Consider the following 17484-nt stretch of genomic DNA (forward strand, 5'->3'; position numbering starts at 1 on the left):
CCCCGCGCCGGCGATTGACCACCCGGGCGACGCTTACCGCATGGCAGGGTTTGTAAATGGTCGCGACGTGCAAAGGTCGCGTGAAATGGTTTCAAATGAAATATTGGTCCGCATGCCGAAGAATATTCCGGTCGCAGGAGTATTTTTTGCGCGTCTGCCAGAAACAGAGGAGTTGTCGCCGTCATCGTCCGAAGATGCCGTCGTTGAAGAAAGCAAAGCGGTTGATCATGCATCTCCGAGTGAGTTACATGGCAGGCGTAGCGGGTACGGTCGTCCGTTGCCAGCCACACTCAATCGTTAAAACAGCTGCCCGTTCGGCGCTTTTGTCATTTTGAGCGGGCCATCAGCCGCTGCGCCAGCCATCGTAATGGGATACCTCACTAGGGACGCGTTTTTAATCGTGCGTACAGAGCGTCGTCGCCGACTTTTCATCAGAATTCGAACACGACATTATCCGGGAAGCTTCGTATGATTCCGACGGACGCATTAGCCCGTCAATTGGAATGTTTGCAACTAAAGCGCGTCGCGTCAAACTTGATTCATGCGACGCGCTTTAGCTCTTTGTTTTAACGCATGTCGTTGCCGCAAAACCGCTGCACACTTTTGCGCGACATGCTTTAAGGCACTGTAGCGGCGCGGGAAATATTATCGACCGCGTCCTTCCCTCTGCCTATCCGCAGACATCAATTCCGCTCGCGCACCGTCATGGGCTTCCTTAATTGATTTGGCGATCGGCCGAATCTTCGGCATCAACTCATGAGCGGAGATCTCCCTAAACATTACGGGTTCCGCCACGTCGAAGACCTCGTCAGAGATGCCCTCGATTCTACGGGCCAAGTCGGTCCCTGCCAACCGTTCTGGAGCTTGGCCAGCGTGATGGGTATACGCGGTGCCCAACACTGGACGATATGCAACTTCGCTTTGCATGCGTGCCAGTTGGTTTTCAGTCAGCCGTTCCCCGTCTGGAAGTGTTGGTGCGTGCCTAACCGTGTGAGGCAGCAGTTTCGCATGATAGCTGAGTATTTTGAGGCGCGATTTAAACGTCTCGAAAGGTTCTGTTCGAGTCGAAAGGCTGGTCAAGGCATGAGTTTCGTTAAAATTTGCGACATTTTCCGCTGTCTCGACTGGATTTTCTGTAGTCAAACGTTTCGCTACTTCCGTCAGCAGCGAGTCGGGTAGATCAAGCAATTGTGTCTCGCGGGCGTCATGCGCGGCTACAGTTCCGGATCCGCCACCTTGCAGAGTGGAACTATCCATAATTGAGCTCCTCTTGTTTCTTTCAATCACATTACCCCTCAGGCGCGATCCATCAAGGCATTTTGTATTTCATTAGAAACACTTCGTTGGGATCAAGACAAAAGCCGTAGACTCACTGATCGTTAGTGGCGCGCATTCCTCAGGAGGCGCTGGGAGTAAGGTATGGCGGAATCCGGGGGGCGCCCGGCCCAAGGCTTTAGTAGACCCGGATTCCAGGTGCGTGTAGGCAGTCGAGAACAAAGCAAATGGGAAACAAGATCCTTGAAGCTTCGCATCGATGCTTTTGCATTGTCTGCCGCAACCCTCGGCGAGCTCGTCATGCAGTTCCAGCAAGAATGCGTCCGCGCAGTCGATGCGATTGGCGAGGACGATAAGCCTGAAACCCGCAAGCACTGCGAGTTGATGGACGTAGTACGAAGGCCATTTAAACCTGCCTCTTTCGAGCCGTTTTGTGAACAGGCAGGCTCCCTGGCCATCGTGCCAAACGACCTTGATCAGATCACCACAGTGCGCTTCATAATGCATCCCTCCATCAAATTCCGGGCAACCGGGCGACTTTATCGTATTGATAATCTTCATAAAACTTGGGGCGTCGATCGACGACACCCTGCACCCCTGGACGGCTTCCGAGGTTAACGCATCTACCGGAACCATCCACGGCGAGCCAGGAAGGATTTGCGTTGCAGGAAGAATTCCTCTGCACCAGGCTTTTGGCCGATCCCACGCAAATACCGAGTTTCTCCGCCGCTTTCATCAAGCTGATCATCGGTATCTCCACTTTGGTGGCATCATATTCGGGAATTCCCAGACGCTCGCGCATGTCACGAACACGCACGGCCGTCCAGCTCTCGCCATTACCTGTCTTGCAAAGCATCCGATTGAGGGAGACCGCGAGTTCCCGATCTGGCCAATGTCCGCCCAGTTTGCGCAGTGCTTCGACGGCCGATGGTGCGAGCTCAGCAGGATATCTTCCGGTCTTGACGCGCGCCACACGCACCTCTGTGTGCCGACCTCCGGTCCAATGGATCAACAGCACCGCCTCGTTGGTCGCATCGTCGAGATCGCAAATAATCTCCTGAACCAGGATGTGAATGAGCCGCTGCTTTGTTCTCGTCTCAGTGGAGGGCGCATTCCAGACGGTCGGGAGATCCTGGGCAAGCTGCAGGAGTCGGCCACGATCGATGACGGGGCGCGCTGCTGACAGCGCGGACAGGTCCTTGATCTTGCGCTCAAGCACGCCCACTCGCTCCAGGGCATCATTCCATCGGGCCTCCAGTTCGCGTGCAACATGCCGCTTGGCCGGGTCCACAAGCTCATACCTGCGACTGGCCAACAGCGCTTCGTAGCGTGAGCCTTCGAGATCCCGCTCGAGTGCCGCAATGCCATCTCTTCGGGACCGCTCGACTTGATCCGAGGCGAAGATTGCCGCTTCGACGGCACGATAAGACACCGCTTCCAGAATCTGGACCGCAACGGCGCGATCGACCCTGACGCCGCCAATGCCGATACAAAGGCCGACACCCACGTGTGCATCGTCGCCGCGGCACTGATAGCGATGCGCGTTGCCCTTCGCGCTGCCGTAGAAGACGCGCATCATTCGGCCACAGCGACCGCATCGCATCAGCCCGGTCAAAAGGGCACGGCCGCCACGCGCTGACTTGCGATCGCAGTTCTTCTTCATGTGCGCGTTCTCGGCCAGGAGCTTGTGGTTCTCCTCGTATTCCCGCCAACTGATGTAACCTTGATGATTGTCGCGCAGCAACACGCTCCATTCATCCCGGGGTTTGCGCACCCCGGTGGCTTTGCGAGCGCGACCATCGATGATCCGCGTTCGCTGTGCGCGTCTTCCGAAGGCATAGGCGCCTGCATAGAGTGGGTTGTGGAGGATCTGCATGACGCTGTGGTACGCTGGCGCTTTCCAGACGAGCTTGCAGACGTCCACATTGCGCAGAACGACCGGCATCTTGATATCGGCCGACCGCAGCCACAAAAAGACCTGTCGTCCACTTCCCAGCTCCCGGAAGTTGGCAAAGACAAGCCTGATCGTCTCAGCCACATGTTCGTCCGGGTCGATCTCGATCTTGCCCACTTCGCTCCAGCACAAGCCCGGCGGCAACATGAACCGCAGTTCCCCGCGTCCAGCCTTGGAACCGCGTGCTGCGATGCCGCGCTGACGCATCAAGCTAAGCTCATACTCCGACATCGTGCCTTTCAATCCAAGCAGCAGACGATCGTTGACGAGCCGCGGGTCATAGGCACCATCCGGATCAATGACCAGCGTACCGGCAAGGGCGCAAAGGTCGATCAGATGATGCCAGTCCCTGCCATTGCGCGCCAGGCGGGATGCCTCGATGCAATAGACCGCTCCCACATCGCCGGAGCAAACCTGTGCCACAAGCCGTTCGAATCCAGGCCGTTCCATGCTGCCTGAGCCGGAGCGGCCGAGATCGTCATCGATTACGGTCACCGATGCAAAGCCGGTCGTTGCGGCAGCTCCAGCCAGATCATACTGCCGGCGCTGACTTTCCAGATTGCCGGTGACCTGAGTCATTGTGGACTGGCGGAAATAGACCACAGCGGCGCGGCCAAGATGGTCAGGCGTGATCTTCGTGTTCATCAACGCCTCCCGTCTTCGTCATTCTGTTCGCGTCCAAAGCTTCCAGCAGAAGATCCGCCAGCGCTTCCTCCAACCCTTTGACGTTCTTGACCGCCGGAACCTGTAGATTTTGGCGCTCCAACTGCAGAACGAGTTGGTCGCGATTTTGATGTCGCCTGCTTCGCATCATCCTTCTCCTTCTCCTTCTTCCTCGAAGGACGGTATTTTGCTCCTATTGCGTGAGTCGCGCCGAACGATGCCAGCGCCGCTGCCAATTCGTTGAGACCGGCAATGCTGATCTCAGGCAGCCCTAGCGCCATGGTAGTGCAATAGCTTTGATCGAACATCCAATTCGGCAACTCGCGGCACAGATCTGGACGCTCATCCGTGTAGATGCAGGTTAAACTTTTGCCACGCCTGAACGGTGAGACCTGCACTTTCCTCCCGAACAGCGGGTGCCAAGGATAGGCAATCGTCGAATAACGGGAAACGTATGCAGAATGTCGGTAGTTGTCCGCGCTTGCCCCGAAGCAGAACAGATGACCGCCCAGCGGGTCATGTTTCAGCACCTCCTGCACCCGCAGCGCCAAGGACGGGAACCCGCACCGCATATCCGTATGGCCCGTCGCCAGCCACACCCGAACGCCTGTCGGGATCGGGATCATCGCAACGTCTCCAGCCCGCGCAGGATGCGCAGCAGCACAGCGACGTCTACGTCACGGTCGACGATCACGCGCCGGCCGTTCGCGCTCAGCACCTCCATACGACCACCACCCGCGACCGGCTTCGATGCAGCCGGCACGGGCGCAGGGGCGTCCGGCGTGATCAACGCCGGCACGAAGCCCTCAATCCGAATGCTGCCCAGATTGCCGGTCTGCACCAACTGACGCCAGCGATACAGTTGCGAGCGGGAAACCCCATGCTTCGCCGCCGTCGCGGAAACCTGGCGACGATGGCCAGAAAACGCATCTTCAGCTTCGCTTCGGCGGTAAAACGCCGCCGACGCCCCATGTCGATGATTTCAAGCCGGCTCACCGCTGTCCGAAAACTGTCCATATGCCTGTCCATAGCCACAAAACGACAGATTCATCCTACGCGCTCAAGGCGGCGCTCCTCGGACGCTTACGTACCAGTCATCGGACATATCAGTTTCTCCTTTCTGTCTCTGACGAAAGGAGACCGCACCGTAGCCGCGAGGGGCCAGGGATCGCGGAACGCGACCGCCAGCGGCGGCAAGCGGGGGAACCGATTTTTCTGAGAAGCGCAGCGGCGGAAAAATTGGGGGAGACCGCGTCGTCCTTGACGCCGGAGTGCGACCTGAAGTCGCATGAATCTCTGTTTCGAGAGGAGAAACGTGATCTTCACCACGTGTTGGTAATACGACAACTTGCAAGATAATAGCAGATGGTGTGATCGATCGATCCGGGACACAGGATACTCTGGGCATCCCTTTGGACCCTCAAGGCCGACTTGATGTCTGGGCCTGTGTTGCGGAAACCATCTTGGCCAGCGTTCATGTGCGAACGCAACAACAGGCCGCACATATGGACGCAAGCGATCAGTTGTTGGGCCGGCCGGACAGGTAACAGCTGTTACTCCTCTCATGAACTTTCATACCTGCTGTCTGCCAGTCCGAAAAGGCTCCGCTCCAGGTTCAGCCTTCCGACGATCGCTCGATCTATCATGGCCCGGAAATAGCCCCCCGGCCTGGAAATCTGCTCCGGATCTCGAATTGACTTTTCAAGCACGGTCGCTAAGATCGCCGCTGCCGCGTACTGGCCCACTTTCTTCTGACCATCTGCCCAACCTGCTTCGGACAACCCTATCATCCTGCGCAGCGTTTCGCCTGACCGGCCGATCGCATACCAACTTTCGAACTCTTGGCCTATCATTGATTGAGCACCGGGGCACGCCGCGCGAATGAGCCCAACTGACACAGAGCCCAAAACCTCCCCTTGGATCGTGGAAGAGTCGCGGCCATCGCAACTTCCGTTGTCTTGCTTAACCCCCTCCGCTTCGCGAGACTTTCTTTTAAAAGCCATTTCGACCGCGGAGCGGTCGTTCTTGCTAATTTGTTCCCGCTCTGTAGAGCGGGCCCGCAATTTTCTACTTTCAGATTCTGATTCATGGGTTGTATTGATATTAGCGCTGTCATCAATGTCACCCTCGCATGACAAACGGAACGGAATGTCCTCCGGCGCCAATGCAGCCAACGCCTGTTCGTGAAGCGAACTTATACGATTTGCGCGTTCAACCAACCCGCCCCCACCCGCCAGTATGGACTCGAGCTCGGATCTTTCAGTCGTCATCTGCGAGGGATTGGACAGGCAGAGATCTTCAATCGCACGCGACAGGCGGCTGATGTCGCGTTTGGCAGCGAGTTCGGCGTTCAATTGCTGATGGTACTGGATCACCGCCTGCTTAAGTTCGCCAGCCCTTACACGGGATGGTGTGAAGTCAATTCCAAAGCCAGCCGTCACTTCGCCTTTATCGTTGCGATATACAAAGCGCCGACCTGTCGAACTGTCCCGGTAGGCTGCAACACCCGCCTCTACGAGCCGTCGGATGCATCGCATTACGGTGCGCTGCGAGCGCAGCGTATACTCAGCGAGTTTCGCATTAGATATGGCCACGATTGGACGCCCAGAGCCTTTCCAGTCATCGGCCTGGGAAAGACCGAGAAGGATATCCATTACATGATACGTCGTGCCATCTATGCCCAAAACTGGAGCAGCCTTCTTCAGGAGCAAAGCCATTTCCGATTTTGTCGTATCTGGTATGTCGTTTGCCATTGCAAGACGTGCACTTGCGGCAATTCCAGGAGTCACGCGTCGGAACGACGCCACTGACAAAGCTTCAGTCATAGCTATCCTGCTGCGGATCTCTCGATCGCAGTCCCAATAATGCGATTTTTCAGGAAGCCGCCGGAAGCTAAGCGCAAAAAAACCGTCCCTGACAGTTACAGCGACTTGATTAACACCCTTATCCGTCTTAGAATTAGCCCGCTAGAGCTGACGTTGACGGTGCCGAGATGCTCCGTTGGCCGTGATTGAAGGGTCTGTCGATTGCAGTCGATAGGCCCTTTTTCCATTTCTCGTTTCTAGATCATTCCAGAACCCTTCCCTTGTCGTCTTTGAACTCCTGAAAGAGATCGGGTAGCCGTTGCAGCAGCCAGTCCGAAAGCCCCGGAAGTCGATCGTCAGGAATTGAAAAGCGAGTCGAATTATCGGTACGCCTCGTTACTATGACGATGCCATCGTCCAAGGCGACTCTACAATATCCGGTTTGCTTTTTGCAGAAAGATCAAACGCTTCCATGATGAGCGCGAACCGCTGGTCGCTTCGGCACTGAGCCCATGCTGGAGACGCAGTCAGCTCCGCCAAGATTTCCCTTTGCCGGGCGTTCAGGATTCGATTGTGGACGCGAGCGCCCAGCTTTTCCGATTTTGGACGTCCAACCGACGGCGCCGGGCCGATCACCGGATGAGTCCCTCAGGTATCAGGGCCGCGGTATTTGTAAGAATCGATATCGAGGCGAGGCGCTGGCCCTCTTTACGTCCAAGCGCGTTCGATATTAATTCCCGCGAGTACTTCCGCTCCTTCAGATTAAAGGCAAACAGGGCCTGCTCGATGAAGGATAGATTGAGTCGTTCCGAGTTCTCAATACCCCGTGAGATAACAAGCTCCTCGTCGCTTAGCTCGCGTACGATCGCCTTGACGGGGCGTTTAAGTATCTGGCAAGCGCGAAGACGCCGGTGGCCATATGCAGCCTGGTATTGACCTGGCCTCCCAGCCAAGGGACGCACGAGGATCGGAAGTTTCTGCCCGGCCTCTCTAATCCCTTCGACAAACGCTTGAAACGTACCATCGCCCTCTATATCCAAGCGGTCGCTGATAAACGACGGGGCGACTCGATCGGGATCGAGTTCGATAACCGATTCACACGAAAGCAACTGATCATGAAGGCGCCTGTTCTCATCTTCGATCGAGACGAAGGCACGATCCATTGATTTTACAGCCGCCGAACCGACTCGCCGCTTTTCCTGCTCGGCGCGTGAGGGTGCCGATTGCTTAGCAAGGACCTCCGTATCGACCTGAGCAAACAGGCTCTTCATTCGCTGGTTTCGCTCTTTGGGATTGACCATCATCTACCCCACACGTTTTTGATATGATGGAAAATCTCGCGATTGACCGAATCCACCGACTCGAGTGCGCGACTAAGCGTATCGCGTCCGACACCCCTTGACAATTCATAAAGACTCTTGTTTTCAAGCCCGGCACTTGCAATCGCAGTAGTCTCGGCAACAGCCGGAGCCAAAACATCCTCTTTAAACAGGGAGCGTAACAAAGTGACGACGTTAACTTGAGGACCGTCGTTGGGGTTGTGTCGCGTGATCACATAGCGGATGAAATCGTGGCTGAGTGTACCGCCGCGTTTCTCGATCACGCCCATGAGATCACTCATCATAGCTAGAAACTGATTCATACTGGCAACGTCAATCATTGCTGGATGAATTGTGATAAGCAGCGCGGTGGCAGCACAGAGGGCGCCGAGCGTAAGGTAACCGAGCTGGGGAGGGGCATCGACAAGGACTATATCGTAGTCCGCCTCAACTTCGCTGATGACCGTCAAAAGCCTGCGAAAAAAGATCTCGTCTCCTCGCCCATAGCCATCCGCGATAGCATGCGGAGTTTCGTGTTCGTACTCCATCAACTCGAGGTTTGCCGGGATCAAATCGATTCCTGCGAAATAGGTTCGTCTGATTACCTCGTGAACAGACCTGCGACGATCATCGTAACGAATCGCGGCATAGACAGTTTCGTTTTCATCAACGTCGAACTCGGGCTGGTATCCGAACATTGCCGACAATGATGCTTGCGGGTCTAGATCAATTGCAAGCACCCGAAGCCCCCGGATTGCCAGATAGTGCGCCAGATGCACGGTTGTGGTAGTTTTAGCCGAGCCGCCCTTGAAGTTTGCGACGGCAACAACCTGTAGCTTGTCACCCGCCCGGCGTCGGGGCAAGAACACCAGTGCTTCGTTTGGACGCTTTTGGGCGAGATGCTCACGTATCTGATTTACCTGGTGAAGCGTATAGATCCGCCGGCCGTTGTCCTGTCGGTCGGGGATAGCGCTCTCACCGTCAAGCGACATCTGGCGTAGCGTGGATTCCGCAATGCCGAGTAGCGCAGCAACCTCGCGCGACGTAAAAGTTTTAAGGGATTTTGCAGCCTCAGGCTCATAAAGTCGTTCGCGAATTGACTGGAGTTGCGAAGACAACAACTGTGACTGTCGCCTGATCTTCATCGCCGACGATTCAGCTTGTTGGATCTGCTGCTGGTTTGTTATCATTTTTCCTCACGACGGTTTTTTCGCGATCGTCAGTGATTTTCCGTCGATAAGCAGTTACCCGATTCCCAGATTGCGTCAAACCATACTTCGTTAACCAACGGTTACGAACCAGCGGGTAAAACCTCTGCCACCCAAGGGCAGACCTCCTATAAATACAGAGACTTAGGATGCTATCCTCCAAGCAGTGTCGCCAATTGTTTTACTATGAATCCTACAACCGTAACGCATCTCTAAGTGCGATCGAAACGCAATTCCAGCACACGCCGATCGCTTTCACCATTCTTCACGACCGAATCTGCCTTGTAAGATTTACAACTAGCGGCCGACTCCGATTTGTGCCGACTTCAACGACGACGGCGAAATTCATGCAGGTGTTCGCGCTCAGTAAACCGCGGAATGTCCACAAAACTCAGCTCCTTCACCAACACCACCAGCTACGCGCTCGCGTCTTCTCGGAGCGGCTAGGCTGGGAGGTCAAGGTTGTAGACGGCCAAGCATCCGGCTTCGAGACTCTAGACCCAACCTACATCGTTGCCGCTTCCAACAACGGCTACCGGAGGACAGGCTGAACGCACACCGGCGATGGTCAAGAGCTCCCGCTTCTGCGTTGATACGACCCTTGAAGAGCGCAGGCGATCGGGTTCAGTACATGAGATAACGCTGACCAGGTTTGCGGGCATCATCGAGTGGTGCCTCGCAAATGGTTATGCCGAGGTCAAGACCGGGCTCACGAGGCCGACGAAGCTGACCGAGCAACAGGCCATCAACCAAGCCAAAGGCTTGGTGCGTATTCCGATGTGATGGAGTATCATGAAATTCCGTCGCTGACCGCGGCCGAGATCAAGAACATCGGCGAACGCGTTGCTGGCGCGACGAACCAGTTCATCAGCCGAGCAAACCCGATGCTCTCCGCAGCCTTGCCAACAGGGGAGCGAAGCCAAATCGTCCTACCGCCGGCAGCGGCCGACGGTGGCGCCATCTCGATCCGCAAGCAAACGCCGTCCAGCCGATGCGGCGCTTGGCGGCCTTGAATACAGTACCTCAGCGGAGGCGCAGAGGTCATCGCAAGCAAGCCCCAAGGACGTTCCCGATTTAGCCGAATCCGATTTGGCGGATGTCAGTGAGTTGTCGCCCATCGACACCAGGAGGGCTGCTTTTGGAACGGGGAACCGGCAGATCAGGCTTGAAGATCAAGTCAGGGCAGGTCCTGTCACTTCCTACGCGCAACAGGCGGGGTACCAATCAGTCACCCACACGGTTTTTGATGCCGAACATATTGGTGACAACCGGCTAGTCGGGAGCGCGCCAATCCCTCCTTTGCTCGAAGACGAGCATATCGCGGCCGATTTTGCACTGCTTGGCGAGGCGCTGCGCAGGGCCAGTCCCGACATCGCCGCCCGGACACGGTTGGTGGCGCCTGCGGTGGCCCATTTCTTGCGCATGGCTCGGAACCCGGCCGACGCGGCCGCCGCTTTCCACGACATCATCGATGGCGGCAGAGCCAACTTCGGGAGCGGCACGGCCAGCTTCGTGTTCCTTCCGGTCAACAATGCTGGGACTGGCGCGGGGGGCACCCACTGGTCGCTTTTGTTTGTCGATCTGCGCGGGCGCCAGCCGGTCGCCTATCATTACGACTCCTTGGGCACCCTGAACAGCGCCATTGCAAAGGGGCTGGCAGCACGTCTGGGGGCCCGCTTGGATGGAGTGCGGATGGCCCAGCAGGACAACAGCTACGATTGCGGGGTATTTGTCGTGGACGCCACCAGGGCGCTGGCCGCGCGATTGGCTGATGGAGAACGGCCCGGGAGCCAGCCGCTGCACCTCGACACCCTCGTCGCCGACCGGCAGGCTTTACTGGACCGCCTCACGGCCCCAAGTAACGCACGAGTGGAAGTGGCGTCTTCCTCGAGAAGCAGAGAACGCTTTAGGGAGCGATAAGCTTCAGGGCGCCCGCATTAATAGGCCCACCGAACGGCTAGCCCGGCGAAAAATCGGAGGCGCGCGCGAAAGCCCTCGTGAATGCTGCCGGTCCCTGGGTTGCCAATGTCATCTCCGATGTCGTTGGTCTGAAGACGAATGATCGTATCCGGCTGGTTCAGGGCAGCCATATCGTCGTCAACAGGCTTTATGATCACGACCGCTGCTACATTTTCCAGAATCCGGACGGTCGCATCTTCTTCGCCATTCCTTATGAAGACGACTTTACGCTCGTGGGCACGACCGATCGTGATTACGATGCTGCTCCCGAGAACGTCGCGGCTTCGTCGGAAGAAATCGATTATCTCGTGCAGGCAGTTTCTTCCTATTTGGCAAGGATGTGAAACGCGCCGAATGTGGTCTGGAGCTATTCGGTCGTACAGGCGCTTAAACAACGGCGCGGCCAACGCCCAGGAGACCACGCGCGACAATTTGCCGCAGCTTGATGGCGGTCCGGGGAAGGCCCCGCTTCTCTCGGTCCTTGGCGGCAAGATAACGACCTATCGGGTGCTTGCTGAAGATGCACTGGGAAAGCTTGCATCGCTCTTTCCCGGTTGGGCGAAGGGCGCCGCACCCTGACGATCGTCACCGCAGCACTCAGTTCAAGGCGACCGAGCTACTGCGTGCAGAGCTTGCTAAAATCAAAGACCATTCTCGCGTCTCCCTGCACGGCATTGGTGATGGCGGTCGCCAATGGAAATTCGTTTTCCGCATTGTCGATTTGATGCAGCAGGGAGAGAACAACGCCAGCCGTGTCGATGCCTTCCACCGTTTCACCCGCAAGCTCACCGGATTTTATTTCGGAAACCGAGTGCCCCAGCCCCCGTGACCGAGCCTACTGTTGCGTCCGCCGCCGACCGTGACATGCAAGTCGCCGAGACCGGCAAGATCAAAGGCTGTGGCGCGGTGCCCGCCGATACGCTCGCAAAGCGAGGCCATTTCCAGCATTGCCTGATTGAACACACCAGCGGTGGGGTTTTTGGATTGCCCGTCCGGTCGCGTCGGGTCCGGATAGCGTGTCTGCATGGCGCTTACACCGATGGCAAAGAAGTTTTTCAAGGCCGCGCAGGCCTCCACGCCTGTCACGTCGTCGGTGATCGCAAGACGATAATAAGGCGTGCGCATCAGTTCCACCGCTCGCTCCGTCGCCTCGCGGTCACGGCCAGAATAAACGCTGAGGGTCGGAAAGCGGTTGGACAGCTCTTTCGCGATACAGGGACCGCCGATGCCAATGAAAGCCGACATCCTCTCGATGCGGCGCGGCAGGGTCTCGGCATAGGTGACCACGCGGCCGCCATCTCGGTCCAGCCCTTGGTCACGAAGGCGATGGGTATTTCCGATACGAGCAGCCCGTTCAGCCGATCCGCGACCCACTCGATACCGGGGTTGGACACGCCGACGACAACGAGATCGGCAGCCTCCACATGCGCTGGCGTCAGTTCCCCACCGGCAATGACTTGCACGGCATCGAAAAGGGGTGCGTCCAGCTCGGGATGGATGCCACCCCACTGTTTGAGCCGGTCGATGATGGCAGCATCGAGCGGTGTTCCCGCAAGCAGGACGGTGTGCCCGTTATCGGTCGCGGGAACGGCGAGGGCCGAACCCATGACGCCTGCGCCCAGGATGAGGATGGTTGCTATGCCCGATGTCCTTCCAATGCCATATGATGATGGCGGCGATGACCGGCACGCCGCCTACGAAAAAGCCGTTTGCGCGTTATCGCATCATCGCGGCGACGTTTCCGCCGTCCACGGTGATAACTGCCCCTGTCGAGGCGCGCGCCTTGGCGAGATGCAGGAAGGCGGCGGCCACGTCTGCGGCGGTCACCTCCCGCTTCAGCATGTTGCCGCGCATGTATTCCTCCGGGGGCAGGCCGCGCGCCTTGGAGCGATCCTCCACCATCTGGTCGGTCATCAGGCCGGTACGAATGCGGTCGGCATTGACCGCATTCGACGTGATGCCGGATGCACCGTGTTCAACCGCATATTGCCGCATTAGCGCCATCAGCGCTGCTTTGGACGTGCCATAGGGACCGAAATCAGCACCCGGATTGACCGCCTGTTTCGAGACATTGAAGACCAAGGCACCGCCGGTTCCCTGCTTTTCCATGATGCGAACGGCAGCCCGGGCGACATAGTGATGGCCCCAGAAATTCAGCTCAAACGCCATGCGGAACGTGGCCTCGTCGACGGAGAGAAGCTTGCCCTGAAAAGCCGCTCCGGCATTGGAAATCAGGATGTCGACGCCGCCGTAATGACGGGCAACCTCCGCCACGGCGCGATCTACTGCATCGGGGTTGGTCACATCGCAGACGACGGGCAGCGCACCTAGACGTTTCGCGGCGACCTTCAGCGGCTCTTCCGAGATGTCGAACAGCGCGACATCGGCGCCCTCCGCCTTTAACGCTTCGGCGACCGACAGACCGAGGCCGCTTGCCGCACCCGTTACGATCGCTACCTGCCGTGTCAAGGGCTTTTCCTGGACCTTGATAAGCTTGACCTGTTCAAGCGACCAATACTCGATATCGAAGAGATCGGCTTCCGAAAGGGCCTCGAAGGCATCGATCCCCTCGGCATTGCTGATGACCTCGATTGTTGCCTCCGCGACATCGGCAGCCACTATCGCATTCTTGTGCGCCGCGCCGGCGGCAAAGAGGCCCAGTCCAGCAACATAGAAGACACGCGGCTTCGGATCGAGCATTCGCTTGATCCCGCCCGCGCGAAGATTGTTGCGGGCGAAGTAATCCTTGTAGTCGGCCTCATAGCTGGAAACCGCTTCCTGCACCGTGGCAGCCCACTCCTCAAGCTTGTCTTTCCGGGGCGCCGGGAGCGCCACGCCAAAGCGCTTGATGTGAATGACGTGTTCCGGGGTCGCATTGCCACGGCGCACGAGGCTTTCCACCTTGTCCGAATTGCAGAAATCGAGGATTCGTTCGCTTGAGCGGTGTTCCAACACGAAGCGTCTGGGTTCGCCGTCCTGGCCCGTGTCGACCGCCAGCGCACCACGCAGGATCGGGGCAATATCGGCAGTATCGGCCAGTCCTCCCGGTACGCTGACGCTCTGGAACGGCTTCGCCCTCCCCTTGGCGATACGTTTTTTTGCCTGATCTATCTTCGCGATCATATCCTCATAGGAAGTGCGCGGATCTTCCGACCATGTGAAGATGCCATGTTTTAAGAGGATCATGCCATCGCCCTTGGGATTGGCGCGGTAGGCAGCATCGCAGACCTTGGCGAGATCGAAGCCTGGCATGACATAGGGAACGATAATCGAGTCCGGGAAGAGCTCGCGGATGATGTCTTCGCCATGGGGCTGGTTGGTCAGGGATACGATGGCGTTCGCATGGGTGTGGTCTATGTGCTTGAACGGGAGCAGGGCATGCAGGATCGCCTCGACGGAGGGATTGGGGGCAGAGGGATCGATCAGCAATCGTCTTTGTAGCATCACCATGTCGTCATCGGAGAGCGTTTCGAAGCCGACCATGGCGCGCAACGGCTCAAGACGCACTGCCGGCAACCCCTGGGGTTCGATCGTGCCCATGTCCCAGCCGCTGCCCTTGACGCCGAGCACCTCGACCTCGGATCCATCCATTTCGGTCAGAACGGTTTTGACGGAGGTGTTGCCGCCGCCATGCAGAACCAGTTCCGGGTCGCAGCCGAGCAACCGGGTCGTGTAGGTGCGGATGGCGAGGTCACGGTTGATACCTTTGGCGACGTATCCATCGACCACCGAGGCAAATTCGGATACCGACCAGCGCGATTTCATAAAAGTTCCTTTCCTGACCGCCCGGCGGGTCCGGCACGGCGCGATAAACCTGTGATTGGAAGAGCCCGCGAACCTAGATGCGCGCCTCGGTAGCAGTATCGAAAACGTGAACTTTGGACGTGGGCACGGTGAAGCGGACGTCGCTTCCGGGCGCGAGCCGCGCGGCCTTGTCAACCACCGCGACGAACCGGCCATCCGGCCCTTCGCAGAACAACTGCGCGTCATGCCCCAGACGCTCCAGCAGGATCGATTTAGCCGCAAGCGGTCCGGCGGGATCGACCTGGAGATCGGTCGGGCGCAATCCGATCACGACCGACTGCCCCGGCTTTTCCCGCGTGGACGCATCCAGCGGCACCCGTCCGGTCGCCGTGTCGACGGCGGGAACGCCATCGGCCACGACGACCGTTCCGGGGAGGAAGTTGATGGCCGAGGAGCCGATGAAATCCGCGACATATTTGCTTTCCGGCCTGTCATAGACGTCGTCGTTAGAACCTATCTGCTTGATCTTGCCGGCACGCATAACGACGATCTTGCCCGCCATTGTCATGGCCTCGACCTGCTCGTGGGTCACGTAGATGGTGGTGGTTTTCAACCGGTTGTGCAGCTGACGGATTTCGGTACGGATATGCGCGCGCAGCTTCGCATCGAGGTTCGAAAGAGGTTCGTCGAAGAGAAACACCGCTGCCTCACGCACCATGGCGCGGCCCATGGCGACACGCTGGCGCTGACCACCGGAAAGCTCCTTCGGGTAGCGGCCGAGATAATCCGTCAGCTTCAACGTCGCCGCGGCCCACTCGACACGCCTCTTGATGTCCGCGGCGGGCACTTTGGCGACTTCGAGAGAGAAGGCGATATTGTCGTAGACCTTCATCGTCGGGTAAAGCGTTCTGGAACACCATCGCGATCGAGCGGTCGCGCGGGTGCACGTCATTCACGCGCTTGCCATCAATCAGCAAGTCGCCTTCCGTGACGGTCTCGAGGCCCGCCGTCATGCGCAGCAAAGTCGTCTTGCCACAGCCCGACGGCCCGAGCAGAACAACGAACTCATGGCCTTCAATCTTGAACGAGATGTCTCGCATGATCGTAAAGGCGCCGAAGTACTTTCCGATGCGCTGATATACCACGGTCGCCATGGGGGTGTTAACTCCGTTTGCGCAGCCTGCCCCTGATGGAGGAGGGTGGCCGCCACGTTTCAATACTTCTGCCGGGTTGGCGTGATGACGATTTCCTGGACGATGGCGCGCTGCGGCTTCTGGTAGGCGTCGAGGATCAGTTCCGCCACGATATCCGCCGAAATACCGCCGCCGATCTCGGCCTTGTTCGCCTTGTAGTTGGCAAGCGTCGTCTCGTCGCGCACGCTGTCCAGCACCTCCGTATCGATAATGCCCGGTGAGATGACGATGACGCGGACATTATGCGGCGACAGATATTCGCGCAGGCTTTCCGAGACGGCATGGACAAAGAACTTGGTGCCACAATAGACGGTATGATCGGGATAAACCTTCCGCCCGGCGATCGAGCTCATCATCATCAGCGTCCCGTGCTTGCGCTCGATCATGCCGTTCATAACCGCATGGACGCTGTTCATCACGCCCTTGGTGTTTATGTCGATCATTTCGTCCCATTCTTCAGGCGGCTGACGGGCGATATCTCCGAGCCGGGCGATGCCGGCGTTGGCAAACATCATGTCCACCGGTCCATGCTGGGTCTCGGCGGCTTTGACAGCTTCAACCAGCGCTTCGCGGTCGCGCACATCGGCCTGCTTCAGCACCGCGTTGGGCAGGGAGAGCTTCTGCAGCCGGTCCAGCCTGCGGGCAATCAGCAGCAACGGGTGGCCGGCCGCGGAAAACGCCCGGGCCACGGCCTCGCCAATGCCGGAACTCGCACCGGTAATTGCGATCAAAGGTTTGTCCACCACATTCTCCATCCTCTTTCTCCAGCGAAGTGTCTGAGGAAGGGGCATCGCGGTTGCGCCGCCGCTTCCCACTTCTGTCATCAGCCCTTCATAACGGTCTCTATCTGCGTGGCGATGTCATCCATCGCTTCCTTCTGCGAGCCATAGCTGCCGGCGAAATACTTGCCGAGGCTCACAGGGATGGTGTCGGACGAAATCTGCGCCCATTCCGGGAGACCCGGTTCCGATCCCATATATTTGGCGATCGTTTCCCGCACGACCGGCAGATGCCGCGTCGTGCCGGCGCCGACGCGGGCGTTGCCCTTGACGCGCGGGTCGTCATAGACGGATGCGCGTGTGGGGCCTGTTCCACCGCCAAGCGTAGTGATGAGAGCCTGTCTATCGGCGCAGGTCGCCCATTGCATGAACAGCCATGCGGCGTCCGGACTCTTCGAATATTTGGAGACTGCGAGCAAAGAGCCGCCCTGGTGGCCAGCACCCGGGATTTCACCATAACCGCACTCTTCCGGCTTGTGCAGCGCGATCGGTTGCGGCGGAATGACGGCTTCGCAAAGCCCGGAAACCGTGGTCTGGGAGCGACCGTGGACGAAACGATCCGTCACCAGGGCGAGATAGGATTTTC

Annotated in this window: 15 protein-coding genes and 6 pseudogenes; 6 read left to right on the forward strand and 15 right to left on the reverse strand. The window is 58.0% G+C overall.

Annotated elements, in window-relative coordinates:
- The first annotated feature begins 40 nt into the window (after nt 1-40).
- Nucleotides 41-301 carry a hypothetical protein gene (locus N2597_RS33425; protein WP_133118182.1) on the forward strand — a complete coding sequence of 87 codons (261 nt, stop codon included), beginning with the start codon at nt 41-43 and terminating at the stop codon, nt 299-301.
- A gap of 344 nt (nt 302-645) precedes the next feature.
- Here N2597_RS33425 and N2597_RS33430 read toward each other — a convergent pair whose 3' ends face one another.
- The 8 genes and pseudogenes from N2597_RS33430 to repA all read right to left on the reverse strand — a co-directional run bounded on the left by N2597_RS33430 (nt 646) and on the right by repA (nt 9205).
- A complete protein-coding gene (locus tag N2597_RS33430; RefSeq protein WP_011427344.1) occupies nt 646-1257 on the reverse strand; it encodes a hypothetical protein in 612 nt (203 codons plus the stop codon).
- A gap of 416 nt (nt 1258-1673) precedes the next feature.
- Nucleotides 1674-1761, reverse strand: a pseudogene (tnpB, locus tag N2597_RS33435) (IS66 family insertion sequence element accessory protein TnpB); the annotation flags it as partial.
- Between the two features lie 28 nt (nt 1762-1789).
- Nucleotides 1790-3874 (reverse strand): recombinase family protein, encoded by a 2085-nt coding sequence (locus tag N2597_RS33440; RefSeq protein WP_341356287.1) that lies wholly within the window; start codon nt 3872-3874, stop codon nt 1790-1792.
- Nucleotides 3874-4518, reverse strand: a complete 645-nt coding sequence (gene tnpB, locus N2597_RS33445) for an IS66 family insertion sequence element accessory protein TnpB (protein WP_341356288.1) — start codon at nt 4516-4518, stop codon at nt 3874-3876. The genes N2597_RS33440 and tnpB (N2597_RS33445) overlap by 1 nt, the downstream gene beginning before the upstream one ends.
- A pseudogene (tnpA, locus tag N2597_RS33450) lies at nt 4515-4921 on the reverse strand (IS66-like element accessory protein TnpA). Before tnpA ends, tnpB (N2597_RS33445) begins: the two are co-directional and overlap by 4 nt.
- A gap of 533 nt (nt 4922-5454) precedes the next feature.
- On the reverse strand, nt 5455-6717 hold the full coding sequence (gene repC / locus N2597_RS33455) for a plasmid replication protein RepC (RefSeq protein ID WP_011427339.1): 1263 nt from the start codon (nt 6715-6717) through the stop codon (nt 5455-5457).
- 611 nt (nt 6718-7328) lie between these two features.
- Entirely contained in the window at nt 7329-7997 is a 669-nt protein-coding gene (gene repB / locus N2597_RS33460; RefSeq protein WP_341356289.1) for a plasmid partitioning protein RepB, read from the reverse strand.
- Nucleotides 7997-9205, reverse strand: a complete 1209-nt coding sequence (gene repA, locus N2597_RS33465) for a plasmid partitioning protein RepA (protein ID WP_011427337.1) — start codon at nt 9203-9205, stop codon at nt 7997-7999. Before repA ends, repB begins: the two co-directional genes overlap by 1 nt.
- 365 nt (nt 9206-9570) lie before the next feature.
- Between repA and N2597_RS33470 the strand changes: the two genes are divergently transcribed.
- The 5 genes and pseudogenes from N2597_RS33470 (at nt 9571) to N2597_RS33490 (ending at nt 11526) form a co-directional block, all read left to right on the forward strand.
- Nucleotides 9571-9774 carry an acyl-homoserine-lactone synthase gene (locus N2597_RS33470; RefSeq protein ID WP_063503099.1) on the forward strand — a complete coding sequence of 68 codons (204 nt, stop codon included), beginning with the start codon at nt 9571-9573 and terminating at the stop codon, nt 9772-9774.
- 13 nt (nt 9775-9787) lie between these two features.
- A complete protein-coding gene (locus N2597_RS33475) occupies nt 9788-10006 on the forward strand; it encodes an acyl-homoserine-lactone synthase (protein WP_063503098.1) in 219 nt (72 codons plus the stop codon).
- Nucleotides 9964-10200: pseudogene (locus N2597_RS33480) on the forward strand (hypothetical protein); the annotation flags it as partial. The gene N2597_RS33475 and the pseudogene N2597_RS33480, both read left to right, overlap by 43 nt.
- A gap of 130 nt (nt 10201-10330) precedes the next feature.
- Nucleotides 10331-11143: a Ulp1 family isopeptidase gene (locus N2597_RS33485; RefSeq protein ID WP_011427334.1), complete on the forward strand. Its 813-nt coding sequence runs from the start codon at nt 10331-10333 to the stop codon at nt 11141-11143.
- A gap of 77 nt (nt 11144-11220) precedes the next feature.
- Nucleotides 11221-11526: an FAD-dependent oxidoreductase gene (locus N2597_RS33490; protein ID WP_011427333.1), complete on the forward strand. Its 306-nt coding sequence runs from the start codon at nt 11221-11223 to the stop codon at nt 11524-11526.
- Between the two features lie 272 nt (nt 11527-11798).
- Here the strand turns inward: N2597_RS33490 and N2597_RS33845 are convergent, their stop codons facing one another.
- From N2597_RS33845 to N2597_RS33515, 7 genes and pseudogenes are all read right to left on the reverse strand, one after another.
- Complete coding sequence (locus tag N2597_RS33845; RefSeq protein WP_406550282.1) at nt 11799-11951, reverse strand: hypothetical protein; 153 nt, start codon at nt 11949-11951, stop codon at nt 11799-11801.
- Nucleotides 11952-11977: 26 nt separating this feature from the next.
- Nucleotides 11978-12469 (reverse strand): hypothetical protein, encoded by a 492-nt coding sequence (locus tag N2597_RS33850; protein WP_406550283.1) that lies wholly within the window; start codon nt 12467-12469, stop codon nt 11978-11980.
- A 71-nt stretch (nt 12470-12540) separates the two neighbouring features.
- Nucleotides 12541-12789: pseudogene (locus N2597_RS33855) on the reverse strand (glycerol-3-phosphate dehydrogenase); the annotation flags it as partial.
- A gap of 109 nt (nt 12790-12898) precedes the next feature.
- On the reverse strand, nt 12899-14947 hold the full coding sequence (locus N2597_RS33500) for a bifunctional aldolase/short-chain dehydrogenase (protein WP_011427331.1): 2049 nt from the start codon (nt 14945-14947) through the stop codon (nt 12899-12901).
- A gap of 73 nt (nt 14948-15020) precedes the next feature.
- A pseudogene (locus N2597_RS33505) lies at nt 15021-16080 on the reverse strand (ABC transporter ATP-binding protein).
- Nucleotides 16081-16139: 59 nt separating this feature from the next.
- On the reverse strand, nt 16140-16865 hold the full coding sequence (locus tag N2597_RS33510) for an SDR family oxidoreductase (RefSeq protein ID WP_086005040.1): 726 nt from the start codon (nt 16863-16865) through the stop codon (nt 16140-16142).
- Between the two features lie 77 nt (nt 16866-16942).
- Nucleotides 16943-17437 (reverse strand): annotated as a pseudogene (locus N2597_RS33515) (extracellular solute-binding protein); the annotation flags it as partial.
- Between the last annotated feature and the right edge of the window lie 47 nt (nt 17438-17484).

It is taken from the genome of Rhizobium sophoriradicis (assembly GCF_025200795.1).
GTDB classification, from domain to species: domain Bacteria; phylum Pseudomonadota; class Alphaproteobacteria; order Rhizobiales; family Rhizobiaceae; genus Rhizobium; species Rhizobium sophoriradicis.

Bases quoted from the DNA above. Each gene is read 5' to 3' on its own strand.
- repA (WP_011427337.1), bottom strand. From the start codon at position 9,205: ATGATAACAAACCAGCAGCAGATCCAACAAGCTGAATCGTCGGCGATG.
- repC (WP_011427339.1), bottom strand. From the start codon at position 6,717: ATGACTGAAGCTTTGTCAGTGGCGTCGTTCCGACGCGTGACTCCTGGA.
- N2597_RS33475 (WP_063503098.1), top strand. From the start codon at position 9,788: ATGGTCAAGAGCTCCCGCTTCTGCGTTGATACGACCCTTGAAGAGCGC.
- N2597_RS33440 (WP_341356287.1), bottom strand. From the start codon at position 3,874: ATGAACACGAAGATCACGCCTGACCATCTTGGCCGCGCCGCTGTGGTC.
- N2597_RS33430 (WP_011427344.1), bottom strand. From the start codon at position 1,257: ATGGATAGTTCCACTCTGCAAGGTGGCGGATCCGGAACTGTAGCCGCG.
- repB (WP_341356289.1), bottom strand. From the start codon at position 7,997: ATGGTCAATCCCAAAGAGCGAAACCAGCGAATGAAGAGCCTGTTTGCT.
- tnpB (WP_341356288.1), bottom strand. From the start codon at position 4,518: ATGATCCCGATCCCGACAGGCGTTCGGGTGTGGCTGGCGACGGGCCAT.
- N2597_RS33500 (WP_011427331.1), bottom strand. From the start codon at position 14,947: ATGAAATCGCGCTGGTCGGTATCCGAATTTGCCTCGGTGGTCGATGGA.
- N2597_RS33470 (WP_063503099.1), top strand. From the start codon at position 9,571: ATGCAGGTGTTCGCGCTCAGTAAACCGCGGAATGTCCACAAAACTCAG.
- N2597_RS33425 (WP_133118182.1), top strand. From the start codon at position 41: ATGGCAGGGTTTGTAAATGGTCGCGACGTGCAAAGGTCGCGTGAAATG.